The organism is Rhizobium leguminosarum, assembly GCF_010668065.1.
GTDB lineage: Bacteria > Pseudomonadota > Alphaproteobacteria > Rhizobiales > Rhizobiaceae > Rhizobium > Rhizobium leguminosarum_S.
Genome location: NZ_WUEN01000011.1, coordinates 185,565 through 209,355, shown reverse-complemented (window position 1 = coordinate 209,355; position 23,791 = coordinate 185,565). Strand labels below are relative to the sequence as shown.

Annotated in this window: 22 protein-coding genes and 2 pseudogenes; 15 read left to right on the top strand and 9 right to left on the bottom strand. The window is 60.9% G+C overall.

Annotated elements, in window-relative coordinates; translation table 11 throughout:
• Positions 1 to 22: 22 nt before the first annotated feature.
• On the bottom strand, positions 23 to 901 hold the full coding sequence (locus GR198_RS26240; protein WP_029875006.1) for an alanine--tRNA ligase-related protein: 879 nt from the start codon (positions 899 to 901) through the stop codon (positions 23 to 25).
• Positions 902 to 1,049: 148 nt separating this feature from the next.
• On the opposite strand from GR198_RS26240, the gene GR198_RS26235 reads away from it, so the two are divergent.
• Together GR198_RS26235 and GR198_RS26230 are read left to right on the top strand one after the other, a co-directional pair.
• Positions 1,050 to 1,481, top strand: coding sequence for an antitoxin Xre-like helix-turn-helix domain-containing protein (locus tag GR198_RS26235; protein WP_003552236.1), 432 nt, complete (start codon positions 1,050 to 1,052; stop codon positions 1,479 to 1,481).
• The gene (locus tag GR198_RS26230; RefSeq protein ID WP_164069767.1) at positions 1,478 to 1,960 is read left to right on the top strand and encodes an RES family NAD+ phosphorylase; all 483 of its coding nucleotides are present in this window, start codon (positions 1,478 to 1,480) and stop codon (positions 1,958 to 1,960) included. Before GR198_RS26235 ends, GR198_RS26230 begins: the two co-directional genes overlap by 4 nt.
• A gap of 12 nt (positions 1,961 to 1,972) precedes the next feature.
• Here the strand turns inward: GR198_RS26230 and pdxA are convergent, their stop codons facing one another.
• The 4 genes from pdxA to GR198_RS26210 form a co-directional block, all read right to left on the bottom strand.
• Complete coding sequence (gene pdxA / locus GR198_RS26225; RefSeq protein ID WP_029875008.1) at positions 1,973 to 2,959, bottom strand: 4-hydroxythreonine-4-phosphate dehydrogenase PdxA; 987 nt, start codon at positions 2,957 to 2,959, stop codon at positions 1,973 to 1,975.
• A 31-nt stretch (positions 2,960 to 2,990) separates the two neighbouring features.
• Positions 2,991 to 4,124 carry an iron-containing alcohol dehydrogenase gene (locus GR198_RS26220; protein ID WP_164069766.1) on the bottom strand — a complete coding sequence of 378 codons (1,134 nt, stop codon included), beginning with the start codon at positions 4,122 to 4,124 and terminating at the stop codon, positions 2,991 to 2,993.
• 359 nt (positions 4,125 to 4,483) lie between these two features.
• Positions 4,484 to 5,671, bottom strand: coding sequence for a sialidase family protein (locus GR198_RS26215; protein ID WP_164069765.1), 1,188 nt, complete (start codon positions 5,669 to 5,671; stop codon positions 4,484 to 4,486).
• An 11-nt stretch (positions 5,672 to 5,682) separates the two neighbouring features.
• On the bottom strand, positions 5,683 to 6,588 hold the full coding sequence (locus GR198_RS26210) for a dihydrodipicolinate synthase family protein (RefSeq protein ID WP_164069764.1): 906 nt from the start codon (positions 6,586 to 6,588) through the stop codon (positions 5,683 to 5,685).
• 328 nt (positions 6,589 to 6,916) lie between these two features.
• Here GR198_RS26210 and GR198_RS26205 point away from each other — a divergent pair, with 328 nt between their 5' ends.
• From GR198_RS26205 to GR198_RS26175, 7 genes are all read left to right on the top strand, one after another.
• Positions 6,917 to 8,551, top strand: coding sequence for an ABC transporter substrate-binding protein (locus GR198_RS26205; protein WP_029875012.1), 1,635 nt, complete (start codon positions 6,917 to 6,919; stop codon positions 8,549 to 8,551).
• A 125-nt stretch (positions 8,552 to 8,676) separates the two neighbouring features.
• The gene (locus GR198_RS26200) at positions 8,677 to 9,633 is read left to right on the top strand and encodes an ABC transporter permease (protein WP_029875013.1); all 957 of its coding nucleotides are present in this window, start codon (positions 8,677 to 8,679) and stop codon (positions 9,631 to 9,633) included.
• 2 nt (positions 9,634 to 9,635) lie between these two features.
• A complete protein-coding gene (locus GR198_RS26195; protein WP_025398455.1) occupies positions 9,636 to 10,592 on the top strand; it encodes an ABC transporter permease in 957 nt (318 codons plus the stop codon).
• On the top strand, positions 10,589 to 11,596 hold the full coding sequence (locus tag GR198_RS26190) for an ABC transporter ATP-binding protein (protein ID WP_029875014.1): 1,008 nt from the start codon (positions 10,589 to 10,591) through the stop codon (positions 11,594 to 11,596). Before GR198_RS26195 ends, GR198_RS26190 begins: the two co-directional genes overlap by 4 nt.
• Complete coding sequence (locus GR198_RS26185) at positions 11,596 to 12,588, top strand: ABC transporter ATP-binding protein (protein ID WP_025398453.1); 993 nt, start codon at positions 11,596 to 11,598, stop codon at positions 12,586 to 12,588. The genes GR198_RS26190 and GR198_RS26185 overlap by 1 nt, the downstream gene beginning before the upstream one ends.
• The gene (locus tag GR198_RS26180; protein ID WP_029875015.1) at positions 12,585 to 13,649 is read left to right on the top strand and encodes a four-carbon acid sugar kinase family protein; all 1,065 of its coding nucleotides are present in this window, start codon (positions 12,585 to 12,587) and stop codon (positions 13,647 to 13,649) included. The genes GR198_RS26185 and GR198_RS26180 overlap by 4 nt, the downstream gene beginning before the upstream one ends.
• Before the next feature lie 24 nt (positions 13,650 to 13,673).
• Positions 13,674 to 14,438 (top strand): FadR/GntR family transcriptional regulator, encoded by a 765-nt coding sequence (locus tag GR198_RS26175; protein WP_027687225.1) that lies wholly within the window; start codon positions 13,674 to 13,676, stop codon positions 14,436 to 14,438.
• A gap of 112 nt (positions 14,439 to 14,550) precedes the next feature.
• Here GR198_RS26175 and GR198_RS26170 read toward each other — a convergent pair.
• Positions 14,551 to 15,315: pseudogene (locus tag GR198_RS26170) on the bottom strand (protein-L-isoaspartate(D-aspartate) O-methyltransferase); the annotation flags it as partial.
• 131 nt (positions 15,316 to 15,446) lie between these two features.
• On the opposite strand from GR198_RS26170, the pseudogene GR198_RS36385 reads away from it, so the two are divergent.
• Together GR198_RS36385 and GR198_RS26165 are read left to right on the top strand one after the other, a co-directional pair.
• Positions 15,447 to 15,587, top strand: a pseudogene (locus tag GR198_RS36385) (glucose dehydrogenase); the annotation flags it as partial.
• Positions 15,588 to 15,639: 52 nt separating this feature from the next.
• Positions 15,640 to 17,277, top strand: a complete 1,638-nt coding sequence (locus GR198_RS26165) for an FGGY-family carbohydrate kinase (RefSeq protein WP_029875017.1) — start codon at positions 15,640 to 15,642, stop codon at positions 17,275 to 17,277.
• A gap of 50 nt (positions 17,278 to 17,327) precedes the next feature.
• Here GR198_RS26165 and GR198_RS26160 read toward each other — a convergent pair whose 3' ends face one another.
• Positions 17,328 to 17,939: a L,D-transpeptidase gene (locus GR198_RS26160; protein ID WP_164069762.1), complete on the bottom strand. Its 612-nt coding sequence runs from the start codon at positions 17,937 to 17,939 to the stop codon at positions 17,328 to 17,330.
• A 142-nt stretch (positions 17,940 to 18,081) separates the two neighbouring features.
• On the opposite strand from GR198_RS26160, the gene GR198_RS26155 reads away from it, so the two are divergent.
• The 4 genes from GR198_RS26155 (at position 18,082) to GR198_RS26140 (ending at position 21,303) form a co-directional block, all read left to right on the top strand.
• Positions 18,082 to 18,261, top strand: a complete 180-nt coding sequence (locus GR198_RS26155; RefSeq protein WP_246705915.1) for a hypothetical protein — start codon at positions 18,082 to 18,084, stop codon at positions 18,259 to 18,261.
• A gap of 225 nt (positions 18,262 to 18,486) precedes the next feature.
• Positions 18,487 to 19,545, top strand: a complete 1,059-nt coding sequence (locus tag GR198_RS26150) for an alpha/beta fold hydrolase (RefSeq protein WP_029875020.1) — start codon at positions 18,487 to 18,489, stop codon at positions 19,543 to 19,545.
• A 175-nt stretch (positions 19,546 to 19,720) separates the two neighbouring features.
• A complete protein-coding gene (locus GR198_RS26145) occupies positions 19,721 to 20,770 on the top strand; it encodes a class I SAM-dependent methyltransferase (RefSeq protein WP_164054285.1) in 1,050 nt (349 codons plus the stop codon).
• Positions 20,771 to 20,958: 188 nt separating this feature from the next.
• A complete protein-coding gene (locus GR198_RS26140; RefSeq protein WP_029875022.1) occupies positions 20,959 to 21,303 on the top strand; it encodes a YkgJ family cysteine cluster protein in 345 nt (114 codons plus the stop codon).
• A gap of 303 nt (positions 21,304 to 21,606) precedes the next feature.
• Here the strand turns inward: GR198_RS26140 and fcl are convergent, their stop codons facing one another.
• Both fcl and gmd read right to left on the bottom strand, forming a co-directional pair.
• Positions 21,607 to 22,677: a GDP-L-fucose synthase gene (fcl, locus tag GR198_RS26135; protein ID WP_029875023.1), complete on the bottom strand. Its 1,071-nt coding sequence runs from the start codon at positions 22,675 to 22,677 to the stop codon at positions 21,607 to 21,609.
• Entirely contained in the window at positions 22,670 to 23,773 is a 1,104-nt protein-coding gene (gene gmd, locus GR198_RS26130) for a GDP-mannose 4,6-dehydratase (protein WP_029875024.1), read from the bottom strand. The genes fcl and gmd overlap by 8 nt, the downstream gene beginning before the upstream one ends.
• Positions 23,774 to 23,791 lie beyond the last annotated feature (18 nt).

Genomic DNA, 23,791 nt, shown 5'->3' with positions numbered 1-23,791 from the left:
CTGCGGGAGGCCTTGCTCGTTGCTACTCCTCCATGCTCTCACGGATGTCGGAGAGATCGATGCCGTGCGTGTCGAACCACCAGTCAGGACTCATCTCGGAATGGCGGTCACGCAGACGCAGATATTTGGCGCGCAGCCGCTTCTGGCGTTCGACCTCTTCCGCGAAGAAGGGGTGATCGAGCGTGCCGCCCATCTTGTGGATGCGACGGAGCAGTTTTCGCAAGACGTATCCCTGCTCCTTGTTGCCCGGCCGGTAGCCGCTTTCCACGATTGTCATGACCGTCTCGCACAGTGTCCCGAGCGCATCGTCTTGCGGCGTGCCGTTGACGATCATGTCGAGGCGTTCCAAACCAAAACCGACATCGATGCAGGTTCCGAGCGGATTGACGATGTTTCCGATCTCGACGCCATCCTTATAGAACTCGGTGCAGTATCCGCTGATGCTGCCATCGCTCCATATGCATTCGGGATCCGGCACGATGGGCACGCGCCCACCATAGAGCGGCGTCCATTCCACCAGGCGGTCGGGATGGATCGTCACATGATCCAGCACGAGCCCCAGCGTTCCCAGAAACTCGAGCCAGAAATCGATGGCGTTGCCGACGGTCATTTCCCTAAACGAGAAAAGACCGATCATGGTGAAGTGGAGAAGGTGAGTTCCGTCGCCGATCTCGTCGAGGTCGCCCATGCGCAGGCAAGCCTGGCTGTTTGCGACGGTTCCACTATGGGAGGGATCGGAGAAGAGGGGCTTGTACTGCTGCATTCCAGCGCTGCAGAAGAGCGTGGTATCATCATGCGGCCGTACGGATTCGATGCGTATGAAATCGATGCCCTTGGAAAGGCAGAAGTCTTGATATTGCTGGATCAGGCGTCCCGCGGTGACATAGGCAACCTCCTTCATTGTTCGTGTGCCCTCGGGGAAGATAGCGATCTAGTGCGCCTGCGGCAATCCGCTGCTTGGCTGGCGAGGATCAAAAACCGGAACGATGCACTTGATAACAGGCTCACTTGAGACTAAATATAGCCTCAAGTGAAAAGGAGCCGTTGCCATGATGGGATTTGCCGGTATCGCCGATGTTCTCGGGCTGCCCGCCAGGGAGCCGGTATCGCGTTCGGCCTTCGGCCTGCTCTCCAGCATCGAGGAAGGATTGCCGGTCAAGGCGCTTGACCGCATGGCGCTGCTTCTGGCGCCTGATGACGCCCAGTTCAAATACCGGCTGGTTCCGAAGGCCACCTATGAACGGCGCAAGTCCAAGCATCGGCTCTCCTCAGATGAAGGCATAAAGCTTGCCCGTCTGGCGCGTGTCTGGGGCCAGGCGCTCGATGTTTGGCAGACTGAGATCGAGGCCCGCGATTTCCTGTTTCGCCCGCATGCAATGCTGGAAGACAGGCGACCGATCGACGTGGTCATCCAGAGCGAGATCGGCGGCGAGCTCGTGCTCGATATTCTCGGAAGCCTGAAATACGGCAGCGCTGCGTGAGCGCACAGCATCTTGACCGCACACTGACATCCGTTCGCATCGGAGATCCGCATGGAACCTATCCGATCTTCGATGCCACCGGCTCGACCATCGCGCCGGGACGGTGGAACACATCGGGCAGCCCGATCATCTATACGAGCGAGCACTATTCGACCGCACTGCTCGAAAAGCTCGTCCACGGCAGCGGGCGGCTGCCGCCCAATCAGCACTATGTCACGATCACCCTACCGCGGGGGCTAAGTTACGAGATATTCTCCGAGCCCGCGCTGCCCGGCTGGGACAGCATGCCGGCAAACGCCAGCAAGGCTTTCGGCGAAAAATGGTGCCAGGAAAAACGCAGCGCCATCCTGCTGGTCCCAAGCGTCGTCGCCCGCGTCGACCGCAACGTGCTGATCAATCCGGCCCACCCGGAATTCCCGTCGATCACCACCAGCCTCCACCAACCCGTCTTCTGGGATCGCCGCTTATTTGGCATATGATAGAGCAGGGGTTCACACCTCCCGCCGCGGCGAGCGGGCCATCAGCCTGGCATAGGCGATGGCCGAGAGCATGTTGACGTGGTTGGCCTTGCCGGTGCCGGCAATGTCGAAGGCGGTGCCGTGATCGACCGAGACGCGGTCGATCGGCAGGCCGAGCGAGACGTTGACCGCCGTGTCGAAGGCGACGAGCTTGATCGGGATATGGCCCTGGTCGTGATACTGGGCGATGACGAGATCGAAAGCGCCATTATAGGCGCGGGCAAAAACCGTATCGGCCGAGATCGGGCCGACGACGTCGATGCCCTTTGCCTGCGCCTGCTCGACGGCGGGAGCGAGAAACTCCATGTCCTCGGTGCCGAACAGGCCGTTTTCGCCGCAATGCGGATTGAGGCCGGCAACGGCGATGCGCGCCGTTTTGCCGAGCCGCAGGAAGTGCCTGTGGCCGGCTTCGATGGTGGCGAGCACCCGCTCGGTCTTGGCGCGCTCGATCGCGCCCTTCAGCGAGATATGGGTGGAGACGTGGATGGTGTTCAGCCGCTCGGAGGCAAGCAGCATGAAGGAACTCTTCGAGCCGGTGAGATGCGCGAGAAGCCCGGTGTGCCCGTCATGGTGATGGCCAGCAAGGTTCATCGCTTCCTTGTTGATCGGCGCGGTGACGATGACATCGGCTTGTCCCGACATGGCGAGATCGACGGCGCGGGTGATATAGCGCACCGAGGCATCGCCGGCGACGGGGCTGACCTTGCCGATTTCGGGTAGGGCTGCGCTGAGCGCGACTTCGTCGACGGCGATCCTGTCGTCACCGGCTGCATCGGCAGGCCCGAACCGCAGTCCGGTGCCGGTGACGCGGTCGGCGCGCTCCAGCGCTTCAACATTGCCGACGATGACGAAATCGCGGCGCTCCTCCCTCGGAAGGGCTGCGAGCGCCTTGACGATCACCTCGGGGCCGACGCCGGCCGGATCGCCGAGCGTTACCGCGACTTTCGCATTCCTGTCCATCGATCGAATTCCTTCTAAAAAACCTTACCGCTTAAAAGGCAGCCGCGTAAATCGCGCGAATGTCGGCCCGAGAGAGATCTCGCGGATTGTTATCGAGCAGACGGCGAATGGCAAAGGCGTCGTCGGCCATGGCGTCGAGATCGCTTTCCGGCACGCCGAGGCCGGAAAGTTTCATCTCGATACCGAGTTCGGCGCAGAAAGCGTAAGCCGCATCGAAGACGGAGGTGACGTTTCCGGAGGTTTCACGCCCAAGCGCTTCCATCACCGCCTTGGTTTTCTCAGGCGCAGACGGTGTATTGAAGGCGAGAACATGCGGAAAAATCAACGCATTTGCCGCGCCATGGGCGACATGCCAGCGCGTGCCGAGGGGATAGGCGAGCGCATGGCCGCCGGCGGTGTTGACCGGGCCGAGGCAAAAGCCGCCGTAGAGCGAGGCGAGTGAGAGGCCGGCGCGCGCCTCGGCGTCATTGCCGTCCTTGACCGCGCGGGCGAGATATTTGCCGACGAGGCGCGTTCCCTCGATCGCATAGATGTCGACCATCGGATGGGCCTTGCGGTTGGTGAAGGCCTCGACGCAATGGGCCATCGCATCGACGCCGGTGGCGGCCGTCGTGCGGGCCGGGACACTGAAGGTCAAAGCAGGATCGATGACGGCGATATCGGCCAGCATATGCAGGCTTTCGACGGCGAGCTTTGCCATCGTCGCCGGATCGGTGACCAGCGCGCGAATGCCGGCCTCGCTACCGGTGCCCGATGTCGTCGGCACCTGGGCGAGCGCCACCTTGCGCGGCCCATGCACCTTGTTCGGACCGACGACCTCCTGCAGCGTCTGCGCGGAGCCGGCAAGCACGGCGGCAAGTTTTGCCAGATCCATGGCGCTGCCGCCGCCGAAGCCGACAATCAGCTCGGCATCGGCGGCATTTGCCGCCGCCAGCACCTTTTCGAGATTGGCCGTATCCGGTTCAGGCGTCACTTCGGCAAAGACGGTAACCTCGCCCTTCAGCTCCAGCACGTCGATGCGCGAGGCGTTGAAGGCATCGGAGATGACGAGCGTGCGCCGATAGCCCTTTTCAGCCGCCCATTTGCCGAGCTTTCCCGCCGTGCCGACGCCGAATTCGATCAGATGCGGCCGAACTATCGTGATCGGCGAATCCAAGCTGGCCATGAACCAGTCCTCCCTGCAAGATCCTGCGGCACTATAGTCGCCCTCCTTAATGTAAAGTTGTAAGATCAATGTCAAGCCAGCATTCCAAAGGGCGGAATTTTTTATCTTTCGATGTGCGATCTGTCGCGCTTCATAGTTGGCGTTGACGCACAAATATCAATTATAATATCAACACTTTATAAGAACTGTATCGATGAAAACGGCATTTCAGGCACAGCTAGCCATGATCTTTGCCACGGCGGCGAATAATCCGACCCTGTTGTCAATTTCTCCCGTCAGTAAACCCACAGCCGTTGTTATTCTGCATCTTTCCGCATGCGGTCGGATGCAGGTTTACGATTTTCCGGCTACCGCTTTGCTCACGGCAGGGATTGCGGGGCGAGGCGCACATATTTGATGGCGCGCCGGTAGTAGGTGTAGGCGATATGGAGCCTGCCGTCGTCGCCCTGGACGATCGAGGGATAGGAGAATTCGCGGTTCAGCGACTCCTTCGAATTGTTGCTGAGACAGAAGCCGTCGCCGGTATCGAGATCGATGCGATGCGGAAAGCTCTTGCCGCCATCTCGTGATATCGCCAGGCTCAGCGGCGCACGCGGAACACCCCAGACGGCCTTGCGTGCGCTGGTATCGGCAATGACGGCGGTCTCTTCAGCCTCGCCACCCTCTATTTCGTCATAGAGAGATTGGCGCCGTGCATCCGACATGGCGGCACTCGAATGGTTGTAAACCATTGCGATTGCTCGATCATTGAGGATCGTGGCCTGGATCGAGGAGTTGTTGTTCGGCAATTCTGCGGGCTCGGGCGGGCTCCATGTCTCGCCGCCGTCGGATGATCGGCTGGACAGGATCTCTTCGGCGAAACGGTTGCGGTAGAAGGCGATCATCTCGTCGCCGCCGAGCGGCAGGACGTTCATGTGCACCGCGCCGATACTGTCTGGAATATCGCGCATCTGCCATCTCGCGCCGCCGTCACGCGACACCAGCACGGCAGCCGTATCGGCATCGCCGCTCCAGCGTTGGCCGTTCAGGCCGACGCAGCGGAACACCGGAAGCAGCCAGTCGCCCCTGCCGTTCACGACGATCTGCTGGCGAACGAAGGTGCCGGGACTGTCGCAGAGGATTTGGACCGGGCCGAAGGTTTGGCCGCCATCACCTGAAATTCTGCATTTGACAACAGAACCGTCCTGATTTCCGGAAGTCTGCGAGGTATAGAGCAGCCATACTTTTCCGTTTGGAGCCTTGAAAATCAACGGGTTCTGTTCGGATTTCTCCGGGTCGTCGCTCATCTTTTCCGGCACGGACCAGCGATCGGAGCCAGGTGTCAGCCGCGACATGTAAATCGAAATATCACCCATGCCCTCCATCGTGCCGCCGAACCAGACGCAGGTCAGCGTGCCGTCGGGCAGAAAGGCGAGGTTTGCGGCATGGTTCTGGATGCAGGGGGAGGGCAGATAGGCATCCGCACGACCCTCGAGGGCGGGGTGAGGGGTGATGGCCCCGGTCATCAGGGCCGGAACGGCTTCCGGAGGCAGGCCGGTAAAACTCATGACGGATCTCCTCAAGGCAGCTTGGCGTAGCTTTCGGCGAGTGCGGCATAGTCGGCATCGCCGAGCGGCATCAGCGGCGCACGTGCGCGCTTCCAGGCGGGATTGCCGGTCTTCAGTCCCACCATCGCCTTGATGGTCGGGATCTGGACATAGGAATTGGAAAGCGTGCGATAGGCGTTGATGCGGGCCTGCGCCGCCTCGACATCGGCGGCGCGCGCCTCGTCATGGACATGGTCGTAGACTGTGCGCAGCGAATTCGCCACGAGATTGGAGGTGGCGGTGATGCAGCCGGCGCCGCCCACCTTCAGCAGCGGCAACAACAGCGGATCGGCGCCTGCGAGCACCGAGAAGCCGGGATAGGCGGCGATGATCGCCTGCATGTTGTTGAAATCGCCGGCGGATTCCTTGATGCCGACGACCGTTTCCGGGAAGGCCGCAATCAGCCGCCCGATCAGCGGAATGGATAGCGGAACGCCCGAGACCTGCGGAATATGATAGAGGATGACCTGCAAGCGGGTGTCGGCGACCTTCTCCAGCACCTGCGAATAGGCGGCGAAGAGGCCATCGTCGGAGACGCCTTTGTAGTAGAAAGGCGGCAGCATCACCACCTTGGTGACGCCAAGCGACAGTGCGTGCCGGGTGAGTTCCACGGTCTCGGGAATGGCGACGACGCCGGTGCCCGGCAAAAGCCTGTCGGCGGGAATGCCGGCCTTCAGGGCTGCTTCCAGAATGGCACGGCGCTCGGCGCCGGAAAAGGAATTGGCCTCGCCTGTGGTGCCGAGCAGCGCCACGCCATGGCACCCCTCGGCCAACAACTGCCGGCAATGGTCGGTGAAAAGGGCGAAATCCGGCCTGTTGTCTGCCGTCAGCGGCGTTGCGGAGGCGCTGAAAACGCCTGTAATCCTGTGATGGCTCATTCCGCCCTCCTCGGCGCGTCCTGTCTTGCCGATCCGTATTCGAACCGGGGCGCTGCGCATTGCAATTTGTCATCCGTCTGTCGCGATGGAGTGCAAAGAACTTTTATATTGCCGCGCTTTTGTCAAGAAGACAAAATGCCGTGACGTCGCCGCGAAAAGTTATCTATTTGTTATAGCTTATATATTTTCAGTAGAAAATTTTGTTCGAATGGAAATTGCGATTTTTTGTTGACATATTTACAATAACGAGAGAACGATACGGAACGGATTGTGCTGCGCCTGGCAGGTGCAGGGAGAGCGCTGCCGAATTCACTCTGGGAGGAATGCCATGTCTGATCAATCGGATAAAACCAATATATCACGTCGTAACGCGCTGAAGCTCGGCCTTGCAGCCGGCGTCGGCCTCACCGTATTCGGAATGAATGCCCGCATTGTGATGGCCGATGAAGGCCAAGTCCTGAAGGTCGCAAATCCGGCCTTCGACCAGGACTGGTCGCCGCTACGCGGCGGCGGCAGGACGTTCCGCTGGAATTCGATCTGGTGGGCATCGCCGATGTATTTCGACAGCCAAGGCAATATCAAGCCCTACGTCTTCACCAGCTGGGAATCGGCAGACAACACAGTCTGGACCTTCAAGATCGACCCGAAGGCGGTCTTTTCCGACGGCAGCAAGATCACCTCGGCGGATGTCAAGGGATCATGGGAAGTCTCCTCGATGCCGAACACCAAGAACCAGCGCGCCGATCAGGTGCTGAGCAGGGTCAAGGGTTATGCCGAAATCGCCGCCGGCTCCGGCAACGAGTTGACCGGTGTCGCTACACCCGACGAGGGAACGGTCGTCGTGACGCTGGCTGCCGCAGACCCGATCTTCTTCATGCGCCTGGCAAACCACATCGCGCCGATCACCAAGGCATCGCAGTCGCGCGGCAGCGACGGTGAGGAGATCATCGATTGGTATAAGCCCGAGAGCAAGCCGGTCTTCTCCGGTCCGTTCAAACTCACGAGCATTGACATCGACGCCGGCAAACTGTCTTTCGAGCCGAATGAGAACTTCTTCGGGCCGAAGCCGAAGCTTGCCCGTATCGACATCACCTCGATCGAGGACAATGTCACCGCGACGTCGCTGATCAAGTCGGGCGAGTTCAACGCCCATACCGAGCTGATCACCTCGACCATCATCCAGGATCTCGGCCCGGAATTTTCCGCCGGCCCGCTGATCCCGACCAGCCAGCACTTCTGGTTCAACATCTCCCGTGCGCCGATGGACGATCCCAAGGTTCGTCAGGCACTGATCATGGCCGTCGATCGCGATGGCCTGTTCAAGGCTTCCTATCCCGACGGGCCGCATAAGAAGGCGGACCAGATCCTCAATGCGGTCCCGGGTGCGGAGAATTCCGGATTCGAGCCCTATCCCTATGATCCGGAGGCTGCCAAGAAGTTGCTTGCGGAATCGACCTACGGCGGTCCGGAGCGCCTGCCGAAGATCCTCTTCGTCGGCATCTCGGGGCCAGCCATTCAGGCTGCCGCCCAGTTCATCGCCGAGCAGTGGCGCCAGAATCTCGGCATCACTGCCGTCGACATGAAGCCGCAGCAGGATTCCTATGCGGGTCCGGATCAGAACTCGGTCCAGATCTTCCGCGACGACGTCGGCACCCGCGTGCCGGATGCCGTCTCCTATCTGGCAGGCAGCATCGCCTCGACCTCGTCGAACGCGCAAAACAAGCTTGGCGGATACAAGAACGACAAGGTCGACAGTGCCCTTGCCGAGGCCACGACCAAGGCTGCAGATGATCCGCAGCGCATCGCTCTCGCGCAGGAAGCCCAGAAGGCGTTCCGCGAGGATTGGGCCTTCATTCCATGGTATTCTCAGGCGATGTCGCGCTGGGCCACCAAGGAGGTCAAGGGCCTGGAAAAGAACCTTGACTGGCAAGTCGTCGAACCGTGGAACATTTCCATCGGTTGATCCGGAACAATAGTTCCTGGCAATAAACGCGCGAAGGCCGCAAGGTCTTCGCGCGAGTTTCAAGAAGAAGAGATGCGATCGCAGCCAAAAGCGGGAACGCATCGAACAACAGGTGGGAGGTGGCCATGCTGCGCTACGTGCTAACCCGATTTGCCATCTGGATTCCGTCCGTTCTGGTGGTGATGCTGGCGGTCTACGCGCTGGCCTTCTATGGCGCCGGCGATCCGATCAAGCTGATCTTCCTGCGCGCGCCAGGCGACGTCGCCTATAATCCGCAGCGTATCGAAGCCATTCGCGAAAGTGCCGGCCTCAACAAACCCTTCATCGTCCAGTTCGGCCTTTACATCTGGAACCTGCTGCACGGCCAGTTCGGCAATTCGCTGACATCGGGCCGCTCCGTCTGGGCGATGGTCTCGGCCGCCGCACCCGTCTCCTTCCAGCTTGCCCTCTGTTCCATCATCCTGACCGCCGTCGTCGCGATCCCGCTCGGCATGATCGCCGCGCTCAACCAGAATTCGCGCATCGACTATGCCATTCTGGGCTCCGCGCTCTTCCTCTGGGCGATCCCGGCCTATGTCGCCGGTCCGCTGCTGATGGTCGGCCTCATCGTGCTGCTGCCGGGTGCGAGCGTGCCCTATGGCTGGGGCGGCATCTTCGATGTCCGTATCCTGCTGCCGCTGCTCGTCCTTTCCTTCCAGCCGATCGCGCTGATCGTGCGTCAGACGCGTGCCGCCGTCATCGAGGTCCTGTCGGAGGATTTCGTCCGAACCGCCCGCGCCAAGGGCGTGCCGGAGATCATCGTGGCACTGCGCCATATCCTGCGACCGGTGCTGACGCCCGTCGTCACGCAGCTCGGCCTGATCATGATCACCATCGTCAACGGCGCGATCTTCGTCGAACTCGTCTTCGGCCTGCCGGGTCTCGGCCGGTTGACGGTGCAGGCGCTGATCAATTCCGATTATCCCGTCATTCTGGCGATCACGCTGATCGGATCGTTCCTGGTGATGGTGTCGAACCTCCTGGTCGATGTGCTCTATCCGCTGCTCGATCCGCGCGCCAATGATTCAAGAAGGAGCCGCTGACCATGTCCGCCATCCCTCTTTCCACCGTCGAAACCGTCGAAGAGCCGGTCAGCCTGTGGCGCGACGCCTGGTATCGGCTGAAGCGCAACAGGCTCGCCATCTTCGGCCTCGTCATCGTCCTGATCCTTGCCTTCACGGCGATCTTCGGGCCGTACCTCACGCCCTATGATTATCTGAGCCAGGATCTCAACGCCCGCAACGTCCTGCCGTCGATGAGCCACCTCTTCGGAACCGACGATCTCGGCCGCGACGTCTTCAGCCGCGTGGTCTTCGGCACGCGCACCGCCTTCCTCGTCGCCGTCATCGTCACCGTCTTCGCCGTGCTGATCGGTCTCGTGCTCGGCGCCGTCGCCGGCTTCTTCGGCAATCCGTTCGATCGTGCCATCATGTGGCTGACCGACGTGACGATGTCGGTTCCCAACCTGCTGCTCGTCGTCGTCATCAACGCTTCGCTGAAATCGCCGATCAGCAAATGGATGGAGGCGCGTTACCTCGAGACCCTCAATCCCTTCTATCGCCAAACCATGTGGGTGGATTTCATTCTCGTCTTCGGGTCGATGGCGCTGATCTCCTGGCCGCCTTACGCCCGTCTCGTCCGCGCCCAGGTGCTGTCGATCCGCAGCCGGCCCTATATCACTGCGGCGCAGGCGCTCGGCCTGTCGAACTGGATCATCATCAAGCGTTATGTCATTCCGAATGCGCTGGGGCCTTTGATCGTCTCGGTCAGCGCCGGTCTCGGCACGGCGATGGTGCTGGAAAGTGCTTTCAGCTTCCTTGGCGTCGGGGTCAATCCGCCGACGCCGAGCTGGGGCAACATGATCTCGGACGGCCTGCGTGTCTGGCAGCATTATCCGCACCTTCTCGCCGCTCCGGCGGCCGTGCTCGGCCTTGCCTCGGTTGCCTTCAGCTTCCTTGGCGACGGTCTCAATGACGCGCTCAATCCGCGGGGCAGCAAATGATGGACACGAAAAGCACCGATCGCCTGCTCGATGTCAGGGGCCTCACCGTCGAAATCGATGGCCGCAACGGCCCCGCCATCGTCGTCGACGGCATCGATCTTCATGTCGACAGGGGCGAGACCCTTGGTGTGGTCGGTGAATCCGGCTGCGGCAAGAGCCTGACCATGCTGAGCCTGATGCGGCTGCTGCCGAACAAGATCAAGGTCACCAGGGGATCGGCCACATTCGACGGCCGCGACCTGCAGACGATGTCGAACAGGGAGCTGCGCAAGGTGCGCGGCGGCGATATCGGCTTCGTCTTCCAGGATCCGATGACCTCGCTCAATCCGGTCATGCGCGTCGGCGACCAGATATGCGAGCCGTTGATCTATCACCGGAAGATGCGCAAGGCCGAAGCTCGCGCCCGTGCTGTCGAACTCTTGCGTCTCGTCGGCATTCCCGGTCCGGAGGAACGCCTGCAGGCCTATCCGCACGAGCTTTCCGGCGGCATGCGCCAGCGCGTGATGATCGCGATCGGCCTTGCCTGCAATCCGAAGCTTTTGATTGCCGACGAGCCGACGACCGCGCTCGACGTCACCATCCAGGCCCAGATCGTCGATCTGGTGAAGGATCTCAGGACCAAGCTCGGCATGTCGGTCGTCTGGATCACCCATGATCTGGCGCTGATCGCCGGCCTCGTCGATCGCGTCGCCGTGCTTTATGCCGGCACGGTGGTCGAAGATGCGCCGGTCGACGAGCTCTATGCCCGCCCGAGCCATCCCTATACGTGCGGCCTGCTGTCTTCGATCCCGAAGCTCTCGGACCCGCCGGCAAGCCGGCTGAGCTCGATCGGCGGCACGCCGCCGGAGCCTGGCCGTCGGCCGAAGGGTTGCCCGTTTGCGCCGCGCTGCCCGCTTGCCGAAAACATCTGCCACGAGAAGGTGCCGCAACTCGAACCGCTGAGCGGCAGCGCCAATCACCGCGCCGCCTGTTTCGTCGTCCAGAGAATGCAGGAGGCCGCGTGATGGGTGCTCAACCGCTGCTCAAGATCGAAAACCTGGTCAAGCATTTCCACGTCAAGCTCGGCGCCTTCGGCGAACGCTCGGCAACCGTCTACGCACTCGACAATGTCAATCTCGACATCATGGAAGGCGAGACGCTGAGCCTGGTCGGCGAATCCGGCTGCGGCAAGTCGACGACCGGTTTCACTATCCTCAACCTCTACAAGGCGACCAGCGGCAAGGTCGTTTACAAGGGCCAGGATCTCGCGACGCTCGATGAAAAACAGATGCGGCCCTTCCGCCGCGACCTGCAGATCGTCTTCCAGGATCCGTATTCGACACTCAATCCGCGCATGACGGTGGGCGAGGCGATCGGCGAGCCGATCCTCTTCCACAAGCTCTGCACCAAGGCCGAACTGAAGGACAGGGTCGCGACGCTGCTCACCGATGTCGGCCTGCCCACGCGGTTTGCCCAGCGTTACCCGCATGAGCTTTCCGGCGGCCAGCGCCAGCGCGTCGTCATTGCCCGCGCGCTCGCCTGCCAGCCGAAATTCATTGTTTGCGACGAGGCGATTTCGGCGCTGGACGTGTCGATCCAGGCACAGATCATCAACTTGCTGCTCGATCTGCAGGAAAAATACGGGCTGACCTATCTGTTCATCGCCCATGATCTCGCGGTCGTGCGCCATATCAGCACCCGCGTCGGCGTCATGTATCTCGGGCGGCTCGCCGAACTTGCCACCCGCGAGGAACTCTTCGACAATCCGCTGCATCCCTATACCAGGGCACTGCTATCTGCCGTTCCGGAGACCGATCCGGAGCATGAGCGCACCCGCCAGCGCCAGATTCTTCAGGGTGACGTGCCGAGCCCGCTGAACCCGCCGACCGGCTGCCGCTTTCACACGCGCTGCCCGATTGCCATGGATGTCTGCAGCAAGGTCATCCCCGCGTGGCAGGAAGCAAAACCCGGCCATCTCGTCGCCTGCCATGCCGTCAACACTGGACAGACTGCATGACGCTGAAGGCCGCCATCATTGCCGATGATCTGACGGGCGCGCTCGATACCGGCACGCCCTTCGTCGAAGCCGGCCTTTCGGTTTCGGTCGCCATCGATGTCGAGGCCGCAGAGGATGCGATCGCCACCGGCTGTGACGTTGTCGTTATCAATACCGCCTCGCGCGCGCTTGGCGAGCGCGAAGCTGCCGAAAGGGTTCGCTTGGCGACCGAGACGCTTCGCGGCGTGAAGCCCGCAGTCGTGATGAAGAAGATCGACTCCCGGCTGAAGGGCAATGTAGCAGTGGAAAGCCTGGCGCTGGCAGATGCGCTCGGCCTGGAGACTATCCTCGTGGCGCCCGCTGTTCCCGATCAGGAGCGCGTGACCTATCGAGGCTGTGTCGTTGGCCGCGGCGTCGACAAACCGCTGCCGATCGCCGATCTGTTCGAGAGCCGCGCAGGCAGCGTCACCATTGCCGATGCGGAGAATGACAGTGATCTCGACCAGATCGTTGCCGATCAGGACTGGCAGCTGGCACTTGCGGTTGGCGCACGGGGTCTGGGTGCAGCACTTGCCCGCCAGCTCGGCGAGACGGGGCGGCAATCGGTGCCGGAGTTTGCGGCGACCCGGCGTACCTTGTTCGCCTTTGGCTCGCGCGACCCGATTACCGCTACCCAGATGGACCGGCTCGAAGCCTCGGGCGTTCTGCGCATGGTGATGGATGCGCCGAGCGGAGAAATTGAAGGCGGGGAGGGCATGGCGCTGCCGGCGCTGCTGCGTTGCACCGGCGATATGACAGCCGATGCAGCATTGGTCGCCCGCCGTTTTGCGGCAGGCGTCAGATCGGTCATCGACGATACCAGGCCTGACATGCTGATGGTCGGCGGCGGCGATACGGCGCTTGCCGTTTTCCAGGCGCTCGGGGTCAGAGTGCTGGCGCCACAGGGCGAAATCGAGGCCGGCGTGCCGTGGTTCGATGTCACGGCAGCCGATGGACGGCATTTTCGGTGCGCCGTGAAGTCGGGGGGCTTCGGCAAGCCCGATAGTTTGTTAAGACTGGTTCTTTGGAATCGGGCGGCATAGTAAGATACCGCCGGGGAGAATGACGTGGCTGAAGTGAATGGCGAATCTTTGAACGCGGAAGCCGGCCCGCCGGGCAAGCCCGAACGCGGCAAGGCCGTCAAGCTGGTTGATCGCGTCTTCGACCAGTTGCTCGAGCGTATCCGCGGCGGAAACTATCCGCCGGATTCACGTCTTCCCGGCGAGCACGAGCTTGCCTCGATGCTGGGTGTGTCGCGGCCGATCGTCCGCGATGCGCTGGCGCGCCTGCGCGATCAGGGCATGGTCTATGCCCGGCAGGGCGCCGGCACCTTCGTCAGCGCGCATGGGTCGCCGACGACGCAGCTTGCCTATTCGCCGGTCAAGACGATCGCCGACATTCAGCGCTGCTACGAATTCCGCCTGACGATCGAGCCGGCGGCCGCCTATTTCGCCGCCAAACGCCGTAATGAATCGGCGATTCAGAAGATCGCCAGCGCGCTTGCGGATCTGCGCGAGGCGACCAGCCACCAGCTTCACCGCACCGACGCTGATTTTCTCTTCCACCGCGCGGTGACGGAGGCTGCCAACAATCATTATTACACGGCCTCGATCGATGCGCTGAAGGCCCATATCGCCGTTGGCATGCATCTCCACGGCCTCTCTTTGCTCGGCCCTCGCCAAGGGTTGGAACAGGTCTATGAAGAGCATAACGCCATCTACAAAGCGATCGCCGATGGCCGGCCTGACGATGCACAAAGACTGATGAAGGCGCATCTCGAAGGTTCCCGGGACCGCCTGTTCGAGGGCAGGGTGCTCGATCTGTCCTTCTGATGCCCATTCCCAGGCGGCTATCAACTCAAAAATGGCAGCGAGTTCATGCCCTCGAGGTGTCTCCTTCGTCGTCAATTGTCAGCCGGATTTCTGCTTCTTGATGATGCTGATGCGGCAGCGCGGGCAATTTGTCTATCTTTCCCATGCCCCCTCCCTGTGCGTCTTGCGGAGAGCTTGGCTCGGAGGCAACCGTTTTCGGCAATGAGGGGGCCGTGGCCGTATACATCGGATGGGTAGCTGTCCAGGCGTCTTCGCCGATCAAGGGAACGAAGCGCACCCCGCCGAGATCTTCTTCCTCGAATGCGGCGGCGCTGGTGCGCGTGAACCGTTTCAGGCGCTGCCCTTCACCGCCGCCGACCGGGATGATGAGCCGCCCTCCGAGGTGCAGCTGTTCTTTCAAGGCGGTTGGCACCTCGGGTGCGCCCGCGGAAACGATAATGGCATCGAACGGAGCGGCATTTGCCAAGCCCTTGCTGCCATCGCCGACGCGAACGTCAATGTTGCGGTATCCCAGCTTCTCGAACCGTTCCCTGGCCTGAAGCGCCAGCTTTTCATGGCGCTCGATGGAGTGGACATGCCTTGCTATCCGGCTGATGAGGGCCGAAGCATAGCCGGAGCCCGTTCCGACCTCGAGCACTTTGTCACCGGCATTCAGATTGGCCTTTTCGAGCATCAGAGCCACGATGAACGGCTGCGAAATTGTCTGGCCCTCGCCGATCGACAGCGGCGCATCCTCATAGGCGAATTCTTCGGAGTCTGGTGGAACGAATTTTTCGCGCGCCACCATGCGCATCGCCCCGATGACCTTTTGATCGCGAATGCCGCGACGCGTCACGTGGTGCTCCACCATGCGATCTCGGATGCGCGTCATATCCATGGATCAGCTCCACTATCGCCGTTTGCATCTGCGGCAAACTTCTGGGCGGTGCAGAATGTAAAACAAATGGGCGACCGGAGAGTTCCTGAGATGCGCAGGCAGCGGAACGGAGCAGCTTGCTAGACGACTGACCAAAGGCGAAAATGGAGGAGGCGCTGGTCAATGGCAGCCTGATGCAGCCGAAGTGGCCGACGCCGTCCTTTTCATGCTGTCGCGGCCGCGTAATGTGATCGTCCGATCTGGTGATTCTGCCAAATAACGTGGATCTGTAAACCGGCCCAGACTGCAGTTAGCCTGATCCTTGCCGATTTCAAAGGAGAGACCATGAGCGACACATCTCGCATGCCAGAAGCGGACGCCAAACATGTCATCGGCGTCGACGTCGGCACCGGCAGCGCCCGCGCCGGCCTGTTCGACCTGACCGGCCGGATGCTTGCGTCCGCCAAGCGGAATATCACCCTGTTTCACGAACCGGGTTCCATGGTTGAGCAATCGAGCACCGAGATCTGGGCGGCCGTTTGCGCGGCGGTGCGCGAAGCGGTTTCCTCGGCCGGGGTCGATCCGGCGTCCGTCATGGGGCTTGGGTTCGATGCCACCTGTTCGCTCGTCGTCCTCGGCGAAGGCGGCAAGCCGCTTCCCGTCGGGCCTTCGGAAGATCCGAACCGCGACATCATCGTCTGGATGGACCACCGCGCCGTCCCGCAGGCGGAGCGCATCAATGCGCTCGGCCATGACGTCCTGCGTTACGTCGGCGGCCGTATCTCGCCTGAGATGGAAACGCCCAAGCTTCTCTGGCTGAAGGAAAATCGCCCTGAGGTTTTTGATGCCGCGTGGCAATTCTTCGACCTTGCAGATTTCCTGACCTGGCGGGCGACCGGCGATCTGTCGCGTTCGACCTGCACGGTCACCTGCAAGTGGACCTATCTCGCCCATGAAAAGCGCTGGGATGGCGATTATTTTCACCAGATCGGCCTCGGCACGCTCGCCGAAGAAGAGTTTGCCCGCATCGGTCAGGCTATCGTCGAGCCCGGCTCGGCCCTTGGTCGAGGACTGACCGCAGCTGCAGCCGGCGAGCTCGGCCTGAAGCCGGAAACGCCCGTCGCTGCCGGACTGATCGACGCCCATGCGGGGGGAATCGGAACCGTTGGCATCGGTACCGATCCACAAGCCAATCTGGCTTATGTTTTCGGCACTTCCTCCTGCACGATGACATCGACAGCTGAACCGTCGTTCGTGCCCGGCGTCTGGGGGCCTTATTATTCGGCCATGGTGCCGGGACTATGGCTGAACGAGGGTGGCCAGAGTGCCGCCGGCGCGGCGATCGACCAGTTGCTCTCCTTCCATCCGGCTGCCGCGGAAGCGAGGGAGCTTTCGAAGAGGGCGGGTGTTCCGCTGCCGGTTCTGCTCGCAGATATGGCCGCCCGAAAGGCGGGCCGTTCTTCCGACGCCGTGACGCTTGCGACCGGATTGCACGTCGTTCCTGAGTTCCTCGGCAACCGGGCGCCCTTTGCCGATCCGCATGCCCGCGCAATCATTGCCGGTCTCGGGATGGAGGACGATATCGGCAGCCTGGCCTCTCTTTATGTCGCAGGGCTTTGCGGTATCGGCTACGGCCTCAGGCAGATCATCGAGACGCAGGCCGATGCGGGCGTTACCATCGAAAATATCGTCATCAGCGGTGGCGCCGGCCAGCACGATTTCGTTCGCCAACTGCTCGCCGATGCGAGCGGCAAGCCGGTCATCGCGACAAAGGCTGAGGAACCGGTACTCCTGGGGGCCGCCATCCTGGGCGCGGTCGCCGGCGGGCTGTTTGTGGATGTGCGCGAAGCGATGACGACACTCTCGGCGGTCGAAACGACATTCCTGCCATCAGAAGGGGCGATCCCTGATATTCATGACAAGCGCTATGAAGGGTTCAAGGAGCTTCAGGCTCTGGCGCGCAAGCTGCGTATCGACGGTTAGATATCTCGACACAATCCGCCGATGTCCATCAACGATCGATCGGCTGACAGCTAGCGCCGAACGATGACCTTCGTTCCCGGCTGGACGATCTCGTAGAGCTCTTCGACATCTTGACGGTACATTCGAAAGCACCCGCTCGACGCGTTGGTGCCGATGGACGAGGGGTCGTTGGTGCCGTGGATGCGCAGCAGGCCATCGGCGAGATAGATCGCGCGGGTTCCAAGCGGATTGGCGGGACCGGGCTTCACGACCGCTGGCAGCCGAGGGTTCTTCTGCCGCATGCCGGCCGTGGGTCGCCATTCAGGATGCGCTCGCTTCGATACGACCCGCGTAGATCCATACCATTGCTTGCCCTCACGGCCGACCGCGATGGGGTAAGCGAATTGCTCGCCCCAAGGGGTGGTGTAAATGAGCGTATGCTCGCTCGTCACGATTTCGATGGTTCCTTTTGCACGCCCTGTCGGCGGTTGCCTGCGATCATGCAGGGGCTCTTGATAGGGAGGCGCTGGATCGTAATCGAGTGGCGGCGGATAGGGGCTGTAGGGATCGTCGTAACCGTATCCATCAAAGTCGTCATATCCATTATACGGCTCATAGATCTGGGCTTGAGTCTGAGAGACCGTCAGCAAAAAGGCCGCAGCCACGAGAGCCAGCAATCTCATCTTGTCGCCATCCGCTTGTTGAACAAGCTTGATTGGGCTGAATTCTGTGGCGGCACTATGACTGCTCGCCGCAGGATCTTGAAAAGCTATCGCACCGCTCCAGGTGATGGCCGGCCTCCGTCCTTGGGAATTCCAAGGTCGCGTGCACGCCGGCGTCGTCATCGGCTGGGTTCACAAACCCGCTGCCTTCATCATCGAAAAGCGGCTCGGCCGCGGTAAGCTTGTTGCGACGACCTTCCGCCTCCACCAGGAGGCACCGGATGTCGACCCGCTTGCCACCGCGCTTTACGATGGCCTCCTCGCTCTTGCCACAAGACCGTGAGCTCAGCGGCAGTCAACGGAGGTACAGCGTCCAAGTTGCGGCGATTTCGCTTCGTGCTCAAGCGCTAGCGGGAGGGCTCAGGTCGCAGGCCGGGTATATGGCTCGAAGCGGGCGAAACTGATCGAAAGGCTTCGTAGCGAGCATCCCAGGCTGAACTGTTCCAGGAGAATCAACCTGTAGGAGATAGGTCTGTTATGCGATCTTCGGCTGCGATATTCTCGACCGATGAAACTCAGTCAGACCATACGGTTCGCTACAGCCGAGGACGGCACCCGTATCGCCATGGCGTCTTGCGGGCAGGGTCAGGTGATCCTGCGGGCGGCGCACTGGCTGAGCCATGTCGATTACGATCTCGAAAGCCCGGTGTGGCGGCCGTGGCTGCAGGCGCTGTCCGCCCACAACCGGTTTGTGCGCTACGATCCGCGCGGCTGCGGCCTGTCGGACCGGCATGTCTTTGACCTCTCGGTCGAAGCGTGGCACGCCGACCTTGCTGCCGTGGCGGCGTCGATCGAGGAGCCGCGCTTTGTCCTCCTCGGTCTTTCGCAGGGCGGCGCACTCGCTATCGCATATGCCCTCAAGTATCCCGAGCGAGTATCGCATCTGGTGCTTTTGAACGCCTACGGTCAGGGTGCCCGTGCCAGAGCGCAGACCGAGGCGGAGCGGCTGGAAGCCGAGACCCTTGTCAATTTCGTCCGCGTCGGCTGGGGACGCGATAATCCGGCGTTTTGCCGGTTCTTCACCAATCTCTTTATCCCCGACGGCACGCCTGAACAGCATCGCTGGTGGGGCGATCTCGAGCGGCAAACGGCAACGGCCGACGTCGCCGCACAACTGCTTTGGCAGATGCAGGGGATCGACGTGCTGGACCTTGCGGCGATGCTGCGCGTCCCGACGCTGATCGCACACAGCCGCGGTGACATGCGCGTGCCGTTTGACCAGGGTTGCAAGCTCGCCGCCGCGATTCCGGGCGCGCGCTTCCTTCCGCTTGAGAGCAAGAACCATGTGCTCTTGCCGGACGAGCCCGCTTGGAATGTGTTTCAAACGGAACTTGCTGCCTTTCTCGGGCAGGATCGGTCGGTGCGGCCGCGTGCGGTCAGTGAGGCCGGTCTGACACCCGCCGAGGCCGCCCTTCTCGACCTCGTCGCGGAGGGGCTGGACAACCGCGCGATCGCAGAACGGCTTGGCAAGAGTTCAAAGACCGTGCGAAACCAGCTGTCGGTGATATTCAGCAAACTCGGCGTGCATAGCCGCTCGCAAGCGATCGTCGTCGCGCTCTCCCGATAGTCCGGCTTCTACAGGTAGATAGACACCTCCTCCGATGCCGAAGGGACATGTGTCCCTCCAAGGAGCGGATTTCTTCGCAGACGCGGGACAACCGCCTCATGCCCGCCGAGGCGGCAAGCTTCATCCTTGGCGTCACGGATGGCAGGACGCCGTCCGAGGACCGGGAGGAATTCACATGACGGAAATCAACGAAACAACGCTCAATGAACTCGTGGGCCGCGTCCTTGGCGACCTTGGCGGAGCGGTTAGCGTACCGCTGGTCCGGATCGGAGATGCTCTCGGGCTATACAGGACGCTGAAGGAGGTTGGGCCGGTGAAGGCCGACGAACTTGCCGATGCTTCGGGATGCGCACCTCGCTATGTGCGCGAGTGGCTGGCGGCACAGGCTGCCTCAGGTTATGTGCACCATGAGCGAGGATTGTTCTCGCTGACGCCCGAACAGGCCTTCGTATTTGCCGAGCCGGACAGCCCGGTCAATCTGATCGGCGCGTTCGATACCGCTGCTGCGATGGTCGAAAACCAGCCGAAGGTGCAGTCCGCCTTCAAAACCGGCCGAGGCGTTGCCTGGGGCGATCAGGCTGGCTGCATGTTCTGCGCCGTCGCACGCCTATTCCGCCCAGGTTACGTCAATGCCCTTGTGCAGGACTGGCTGCCGGCGCTCGACGGTGTCACCGATAGGTTGAAAACGGGTGCGAAGGTAGCTGACGTCGGATGTGGGCACGGGCTATCGACGATCCTGATGGCGCAGGCGTTTCCCAATTCCCGCTTTGTGGGCTACGACTTCCATCCAGGCTCGATTGCCGCTGCGTCCGCGCATGCCCAGGCACATGGGTTGACGAACCTGCGCTTCGAGGTCGGCCGGGCGCAGGATTTCGACGGCCGAGATTTCGATTTGATCACCTGCTTCGACTGCTTGCACGACATGGGCGACCCGAAAGCCGCTGCGGCTCATATCCGAAAGGCGTTAAAAGAGGGCGGCGTCTGGATGGTGGTCGAACCAATGGCCGGAGATACGCTGGAGGAGAACATCAATCCGGTTGGGCGGCTCTACTACTCAGCCTCGACGATGATCTGCGTTCCGACCTCGCTTGCGCAGGAGACAGGGCTGGCACTCGGTGCGCAAGCGGGAGAGCGGCGGTTGGCCGAGGTGATCCGCTCAGGCGGTTTCACTCATATCCGGCGTGCAGCCCAGACGCCCCTCAACATGGTTCTCGAGGCAACCTGAGAGTGTCGCAGCCTCGCGTGGGAAATGGCCACGCCGCATTCCCGGTCTCGTCAGGAAAGTCGACGAGTGCGGCGGCTGGCTTGCAGGAGCACGCCAGTAGGAGCCTGATGAAGTTGGATGCGCTCGCTCAAGGTTAAGCGCATAGCCGACGGCTTTGCTCTTGGCAGGCTGTGTGGTAGGAGCGGGTCATGACATCACTGATCGATTTCGATTGCCGAAGCTGCGGAGCCTGCTGCTCCTTTTCGTCGACCTGGCCCAGATTTTCCACCGAAACAGACGCTGCTCTCGATTTGCTGCCGGCGCAATTCGTCGCCGCAAACGAGCAAGGAATGCGTTGCGACGGTGCGCGCTGCTCCGCATTGGTCGGTCGCGTCGGTTCAGAGACATCCTGTCAAGTGTACGATCTTCGGCCTGACGTCTGCCGCGCCTGCGTCCCAGGGGACGACGCTTGCTTGACCGCGCGCGCGTTCTTCGGGCTCGGCCAGCCAAGTTTGCCGCCCGGTCACATCGAGGCGGAATCGCCAATCAACTGAGGCGGGTTCCGTCCGGCTCCTCTCTTCGCCTGTCGACTTTACTGCAGCGATTGTCGTCCGAAAGTCCAGCCGAAGGTAAGGCCCCGTGGAGCCAGCCGATGTGGACTATCTGCCCAATAGCGCGACAAGCGATATCGGCATTTCGACCGCGAAAAAATCCATTGCCGCACCGATAATCATCACCCACACGACTATCAGGAAAATGAGAGCTGCAATCCTGATTTCTACAGGCTGCATTATTTGCGCCGTCCCAGCATATGCGTCCCCCCGAGACAAAACCCTGTTATCCCTCGTGCAAATTCCCTATGGCGAGGGATGATGCGCAACGGTCGGGAGCGTGGGCGCATGCGGCGCCGAACTCTTGGCTTTCTCGAAACTGATGTCGCTTTGACCGATCAAGTCGCCGGACGTAGCTCTGTCGCTGCGTTCGAGATGATGGCCATCGAGGAAGGAGCGGTAGGCATCGGAGATGCCCTCCTTCAGACCTATCTTAGGAGACCAGCCGAGAGTGCGAAGCTTGTCGACGCTCAGGAGTTTACGTGGCGTGCCATCTGGCTTGGTGAGGTCGCGGGTGATCTTGCCTTCGAAACCAACGATCTTGGCGACGAGGTATGCCAATTCGAGAATGGTAATGTCTTCGCCACAACCTACGTTCACATGACTTTCGGCGGAATAGGTCTTCATGAGATGGACGCAGGCGTCGGCGCAATCGTCAACATGCAGGAATTCGCGCCGCGGCGTGCCGGTACCCCAGACGCATATGTCTTGTTGCTGGTTGACCTTGGCCTCATGTGTCTTGCGTATGAGCGCCGGCATGACATGGCTTGACCCGAGGTCAAAATTGTCGCCTGGACCGTAAAGATTGGTAGGCATGGCCGAGATGAAATCTCTACCATGCTGTTTGCGATAGGCTTGGCAGAGCTTTAATCCGGCAATTTTGGCGATCGCATACCATTCATTCGTGGGCTCAAGCGATCCGGTCAGAAGTGAGTCCTCAACGATCGGCTGATCGGCGAATTTCGGATAGATGCAGGACGAGCCCAGAAACATCAGTTTTTCGACGTGAGTTCTATGGGCGGCGTGGATGACGTTCGCCTGGAGAATCAAGTTGTCGTAAAGGAAGTCGGCCGGATAGGTAGCGTTCGCGAGAATACCGCCGACCCTGGCAGCAGCCAGGAAGACAGCATCGGGACGATGCTTACTCATCCAGGCCTCCACCTGCTCCTGCCGTCTGAGATCGACCTCGGCGCGGGTGGCCGTCAAAATCTCGCAACCCTCGGAAGCGAGACGCCGCACGATCGCAGAGCCCACCATGCCGCGGTGGCCGGCGACATAGACCCTTTTTCCGGCAAGGCTGTAAATCACCTCAGGCATAGGCAAAACCTTTGGTTACATCGACCGACGGAACATTGCGTGCCATGATTTTCAGATCCTCGCGAACCATCTCCGCAACCAGCTGATCAAGATTGGTCTCATGTTTCCAGCCAAGCTTCGTGTGCGCCTTCGTTGGATCGCCGATCAGAAGATCAACTTCAGTCGGACGGAAATAAGCCGGATCGATCTCCACCACACACTTGCCGGATGTCTTATCGTATCCCTTTTCCTCAACCCCGTTCCCACGCCAATCAATCGGCATGCCCACCTGGGCAAAGGCTTTGTCGACAAAGGAACGAACCGAGTGCGTTTCGCCGGTCGCAAGGACATAGTCCTCCGGTTCGTCTTGTTGCAGCATCAGCCACATGCCACGGACATATTCTCGTGCATGTCCCCAGTCGCGCTTGGCGTCCAAGTTGCCGAGATAGAGCCTTTCCTGCAGTCCAAGATGGATCGCCGCCGCCGCCCGGGTGATTTTGCGCGTCACGAATGTTTCGCCGCGGATCGGGCTTTCGTGATTGAACAAAATGCCGTTCGAGGCGTGCATGCCATATGCCTCGCGATAATTGACCACAATCCAATAGGCGTAGAGCTTGGCCGCAGCGTAAGGTGATCGAGGGTAGAAAGGTGTCGTTTCGCTCTGCGGAACTTCCTGAACTTTGCCGTAGAGCTCTGAAGTGGACGCTTGATAGAAGCGGGTCTTCTTGGTCAGTCCCAGGAGGCGAATTGCTTCAAGGAGCCGAAGGGTGCCGGTTCCATCGGCGTTAGCCGTATATTCCGGCGTCTCGAAAGAGACTTGAACGTGGCTCTGTGCGGCGAGATTATAGATTTCGTCCGGCTGCGTTTCCTGAACGACGCGGATGAGGTTCGTTGAATCGGTCATGTCCCCGTAATGCAGAATAAAGCGAGGATTTTCGACATGGGGATCCTCGTATAGATGCTCGATGCGACTGGTGTTGAACGACGATGAGCGTCGCTTGAGTCCGTGAACAATATAGCCCTTCTCCAGGAGCAATTCGGCCAAATACGCACCGTCCTGGCCAGTTATACCCGTAACCAGCGCAACCTTATTTTCGTTTTTCAATGCGGTCTCCATAATTGATTTCGGAGAATC

Bases quoted from the DNA above. Each gene is read 5' to 3' on its own strand.
- GR198_RS26150 (WP_029875020.1), top strand. From the start codon at position 18,487: ATGAAACTCAGTCAGACCATACGGTTCGCTACAGCCGAGGACGGCACC.
- pdxA (WP_029875008.1), bottom strand. From the start codon at position 2,959: ATGGACAGGAATGCGAAAGTCGCGGTAACGCTCGGCGATCCGGCCGGC.
- GR198_RS26215 (WP_164069765.1), bottom strand. From the start codon at position 5,671: ATGAGTTTTACCGGCCTGCCTCCGGAAGCCGTTCCGGCCCTGATGACC.
- GR198_RS26235 (WP_003552236.1), top strand. From the start codon at position 1,050: ATGATGGGATTTGCCGGTATCGCCGATGTTCTCGGGCTGCCCGCCAGG.
- GR198_RS26190 (WP_029875014.1), top strand. From the start codon at position 10,589: ATGATGGACACGAAAAGCACCGATCGCCTGCTCGATGTCAGGGGCCTC.
- GR198_RS26140 (WP_029875022.1), top strand. From the start codon at position 20,959: ATGACATCACTGATCGATTTCGATTGCCGAAGCTGCGGAGCCTGCTGC.
- GR198_RS26145 (WP_164054285.1), top strand. From the start codon at position 19,721: ATGACGGAAATCAACGAAACAACGCTCAATGAACTCGTGGGCCGCGTC.
- GR198_RS26185 (WP_025398453.1), top strand. From the start codon at position 11,596: ATGGGTGCTCAACCGCTGCTCAAGATCGAAAACCTGGTCAAGCATTTC.
- GR198_RS26240 (WP_029875006.1), bottom strand. From the start codon at position 901: ATGAAGGAGGTTGCCTATGTCACCGCGGGACGCCTGATCCAGCAATAT.
- GR198_RS26200 (WP_029875013.1), top strand. From the start codon at position 8,677: ATGCTGCGCTACGTGCTAACCCGATTTGCCATCTGGATTCCGTCCGTT.
- GR198_RS26210 (WP_164069764.1), bottom strand. From the start codon at position 6,588: ATGAGCCATCACAGGATTACAGGCGTTTTCAGCGCCTCCGCAACGCCG.
- GR198_RS26180 (WP_029875015.1), top strand. From the start codon at position 12,585: ATGACGCTGAAGGCCGCCATCATTGCCGATGATCTGACGGGCGCGCTC.
- GR198_RS26205 (WP_029875012.1), top strand. From the start codon at position 6,917: ATGTCTGATCAATCGGATAAAACCAATATATCACGTCGTAACGCGCTG.
- GR198_RS26165 (WP_029875017.1), top strand. From the start codon at position 15,640: ATGAGCGACACATCTCGCATGCCAGAAGCGGACGCCAAACATGTCATC.
- GR198_RS26160 (WP_164069762.1), bottom strand. From the start codon at position 17,939: ATGAGATTGCTGGCTCTCGTGGCTGCGGCCTTTTTGCTGACGGTCTCT.
- fcl (WP_029875023.1), bottom strand. From the start codon at position 22,677: ATGCCTGAGGTGATTTACAGCCTTGCCGGAAAAAGGGTCTATGTCGCC.
- gmd (WP_029875024.1), bottom strand. From the start codon at position 23,773: ATGGAGACCGCATTGAAAAACGAAAATAAGGTTGCGCTGGTTACGGGT.
- GR198_RS26220 (WP_164069766.1), bottom strand. From the start codon at position 4,124: ATGGCCAGCTTGGATTCGCCGATCACGATAGTTCGGCCGCATCTGATC.
- GR198_RS26195 (WP_025398455.1), top strand. From the start codon at position 9,636: ATGTCCGCCATCCCTCTTTCCACCGTCGAAACCGTCGAAGAGCCGGTC.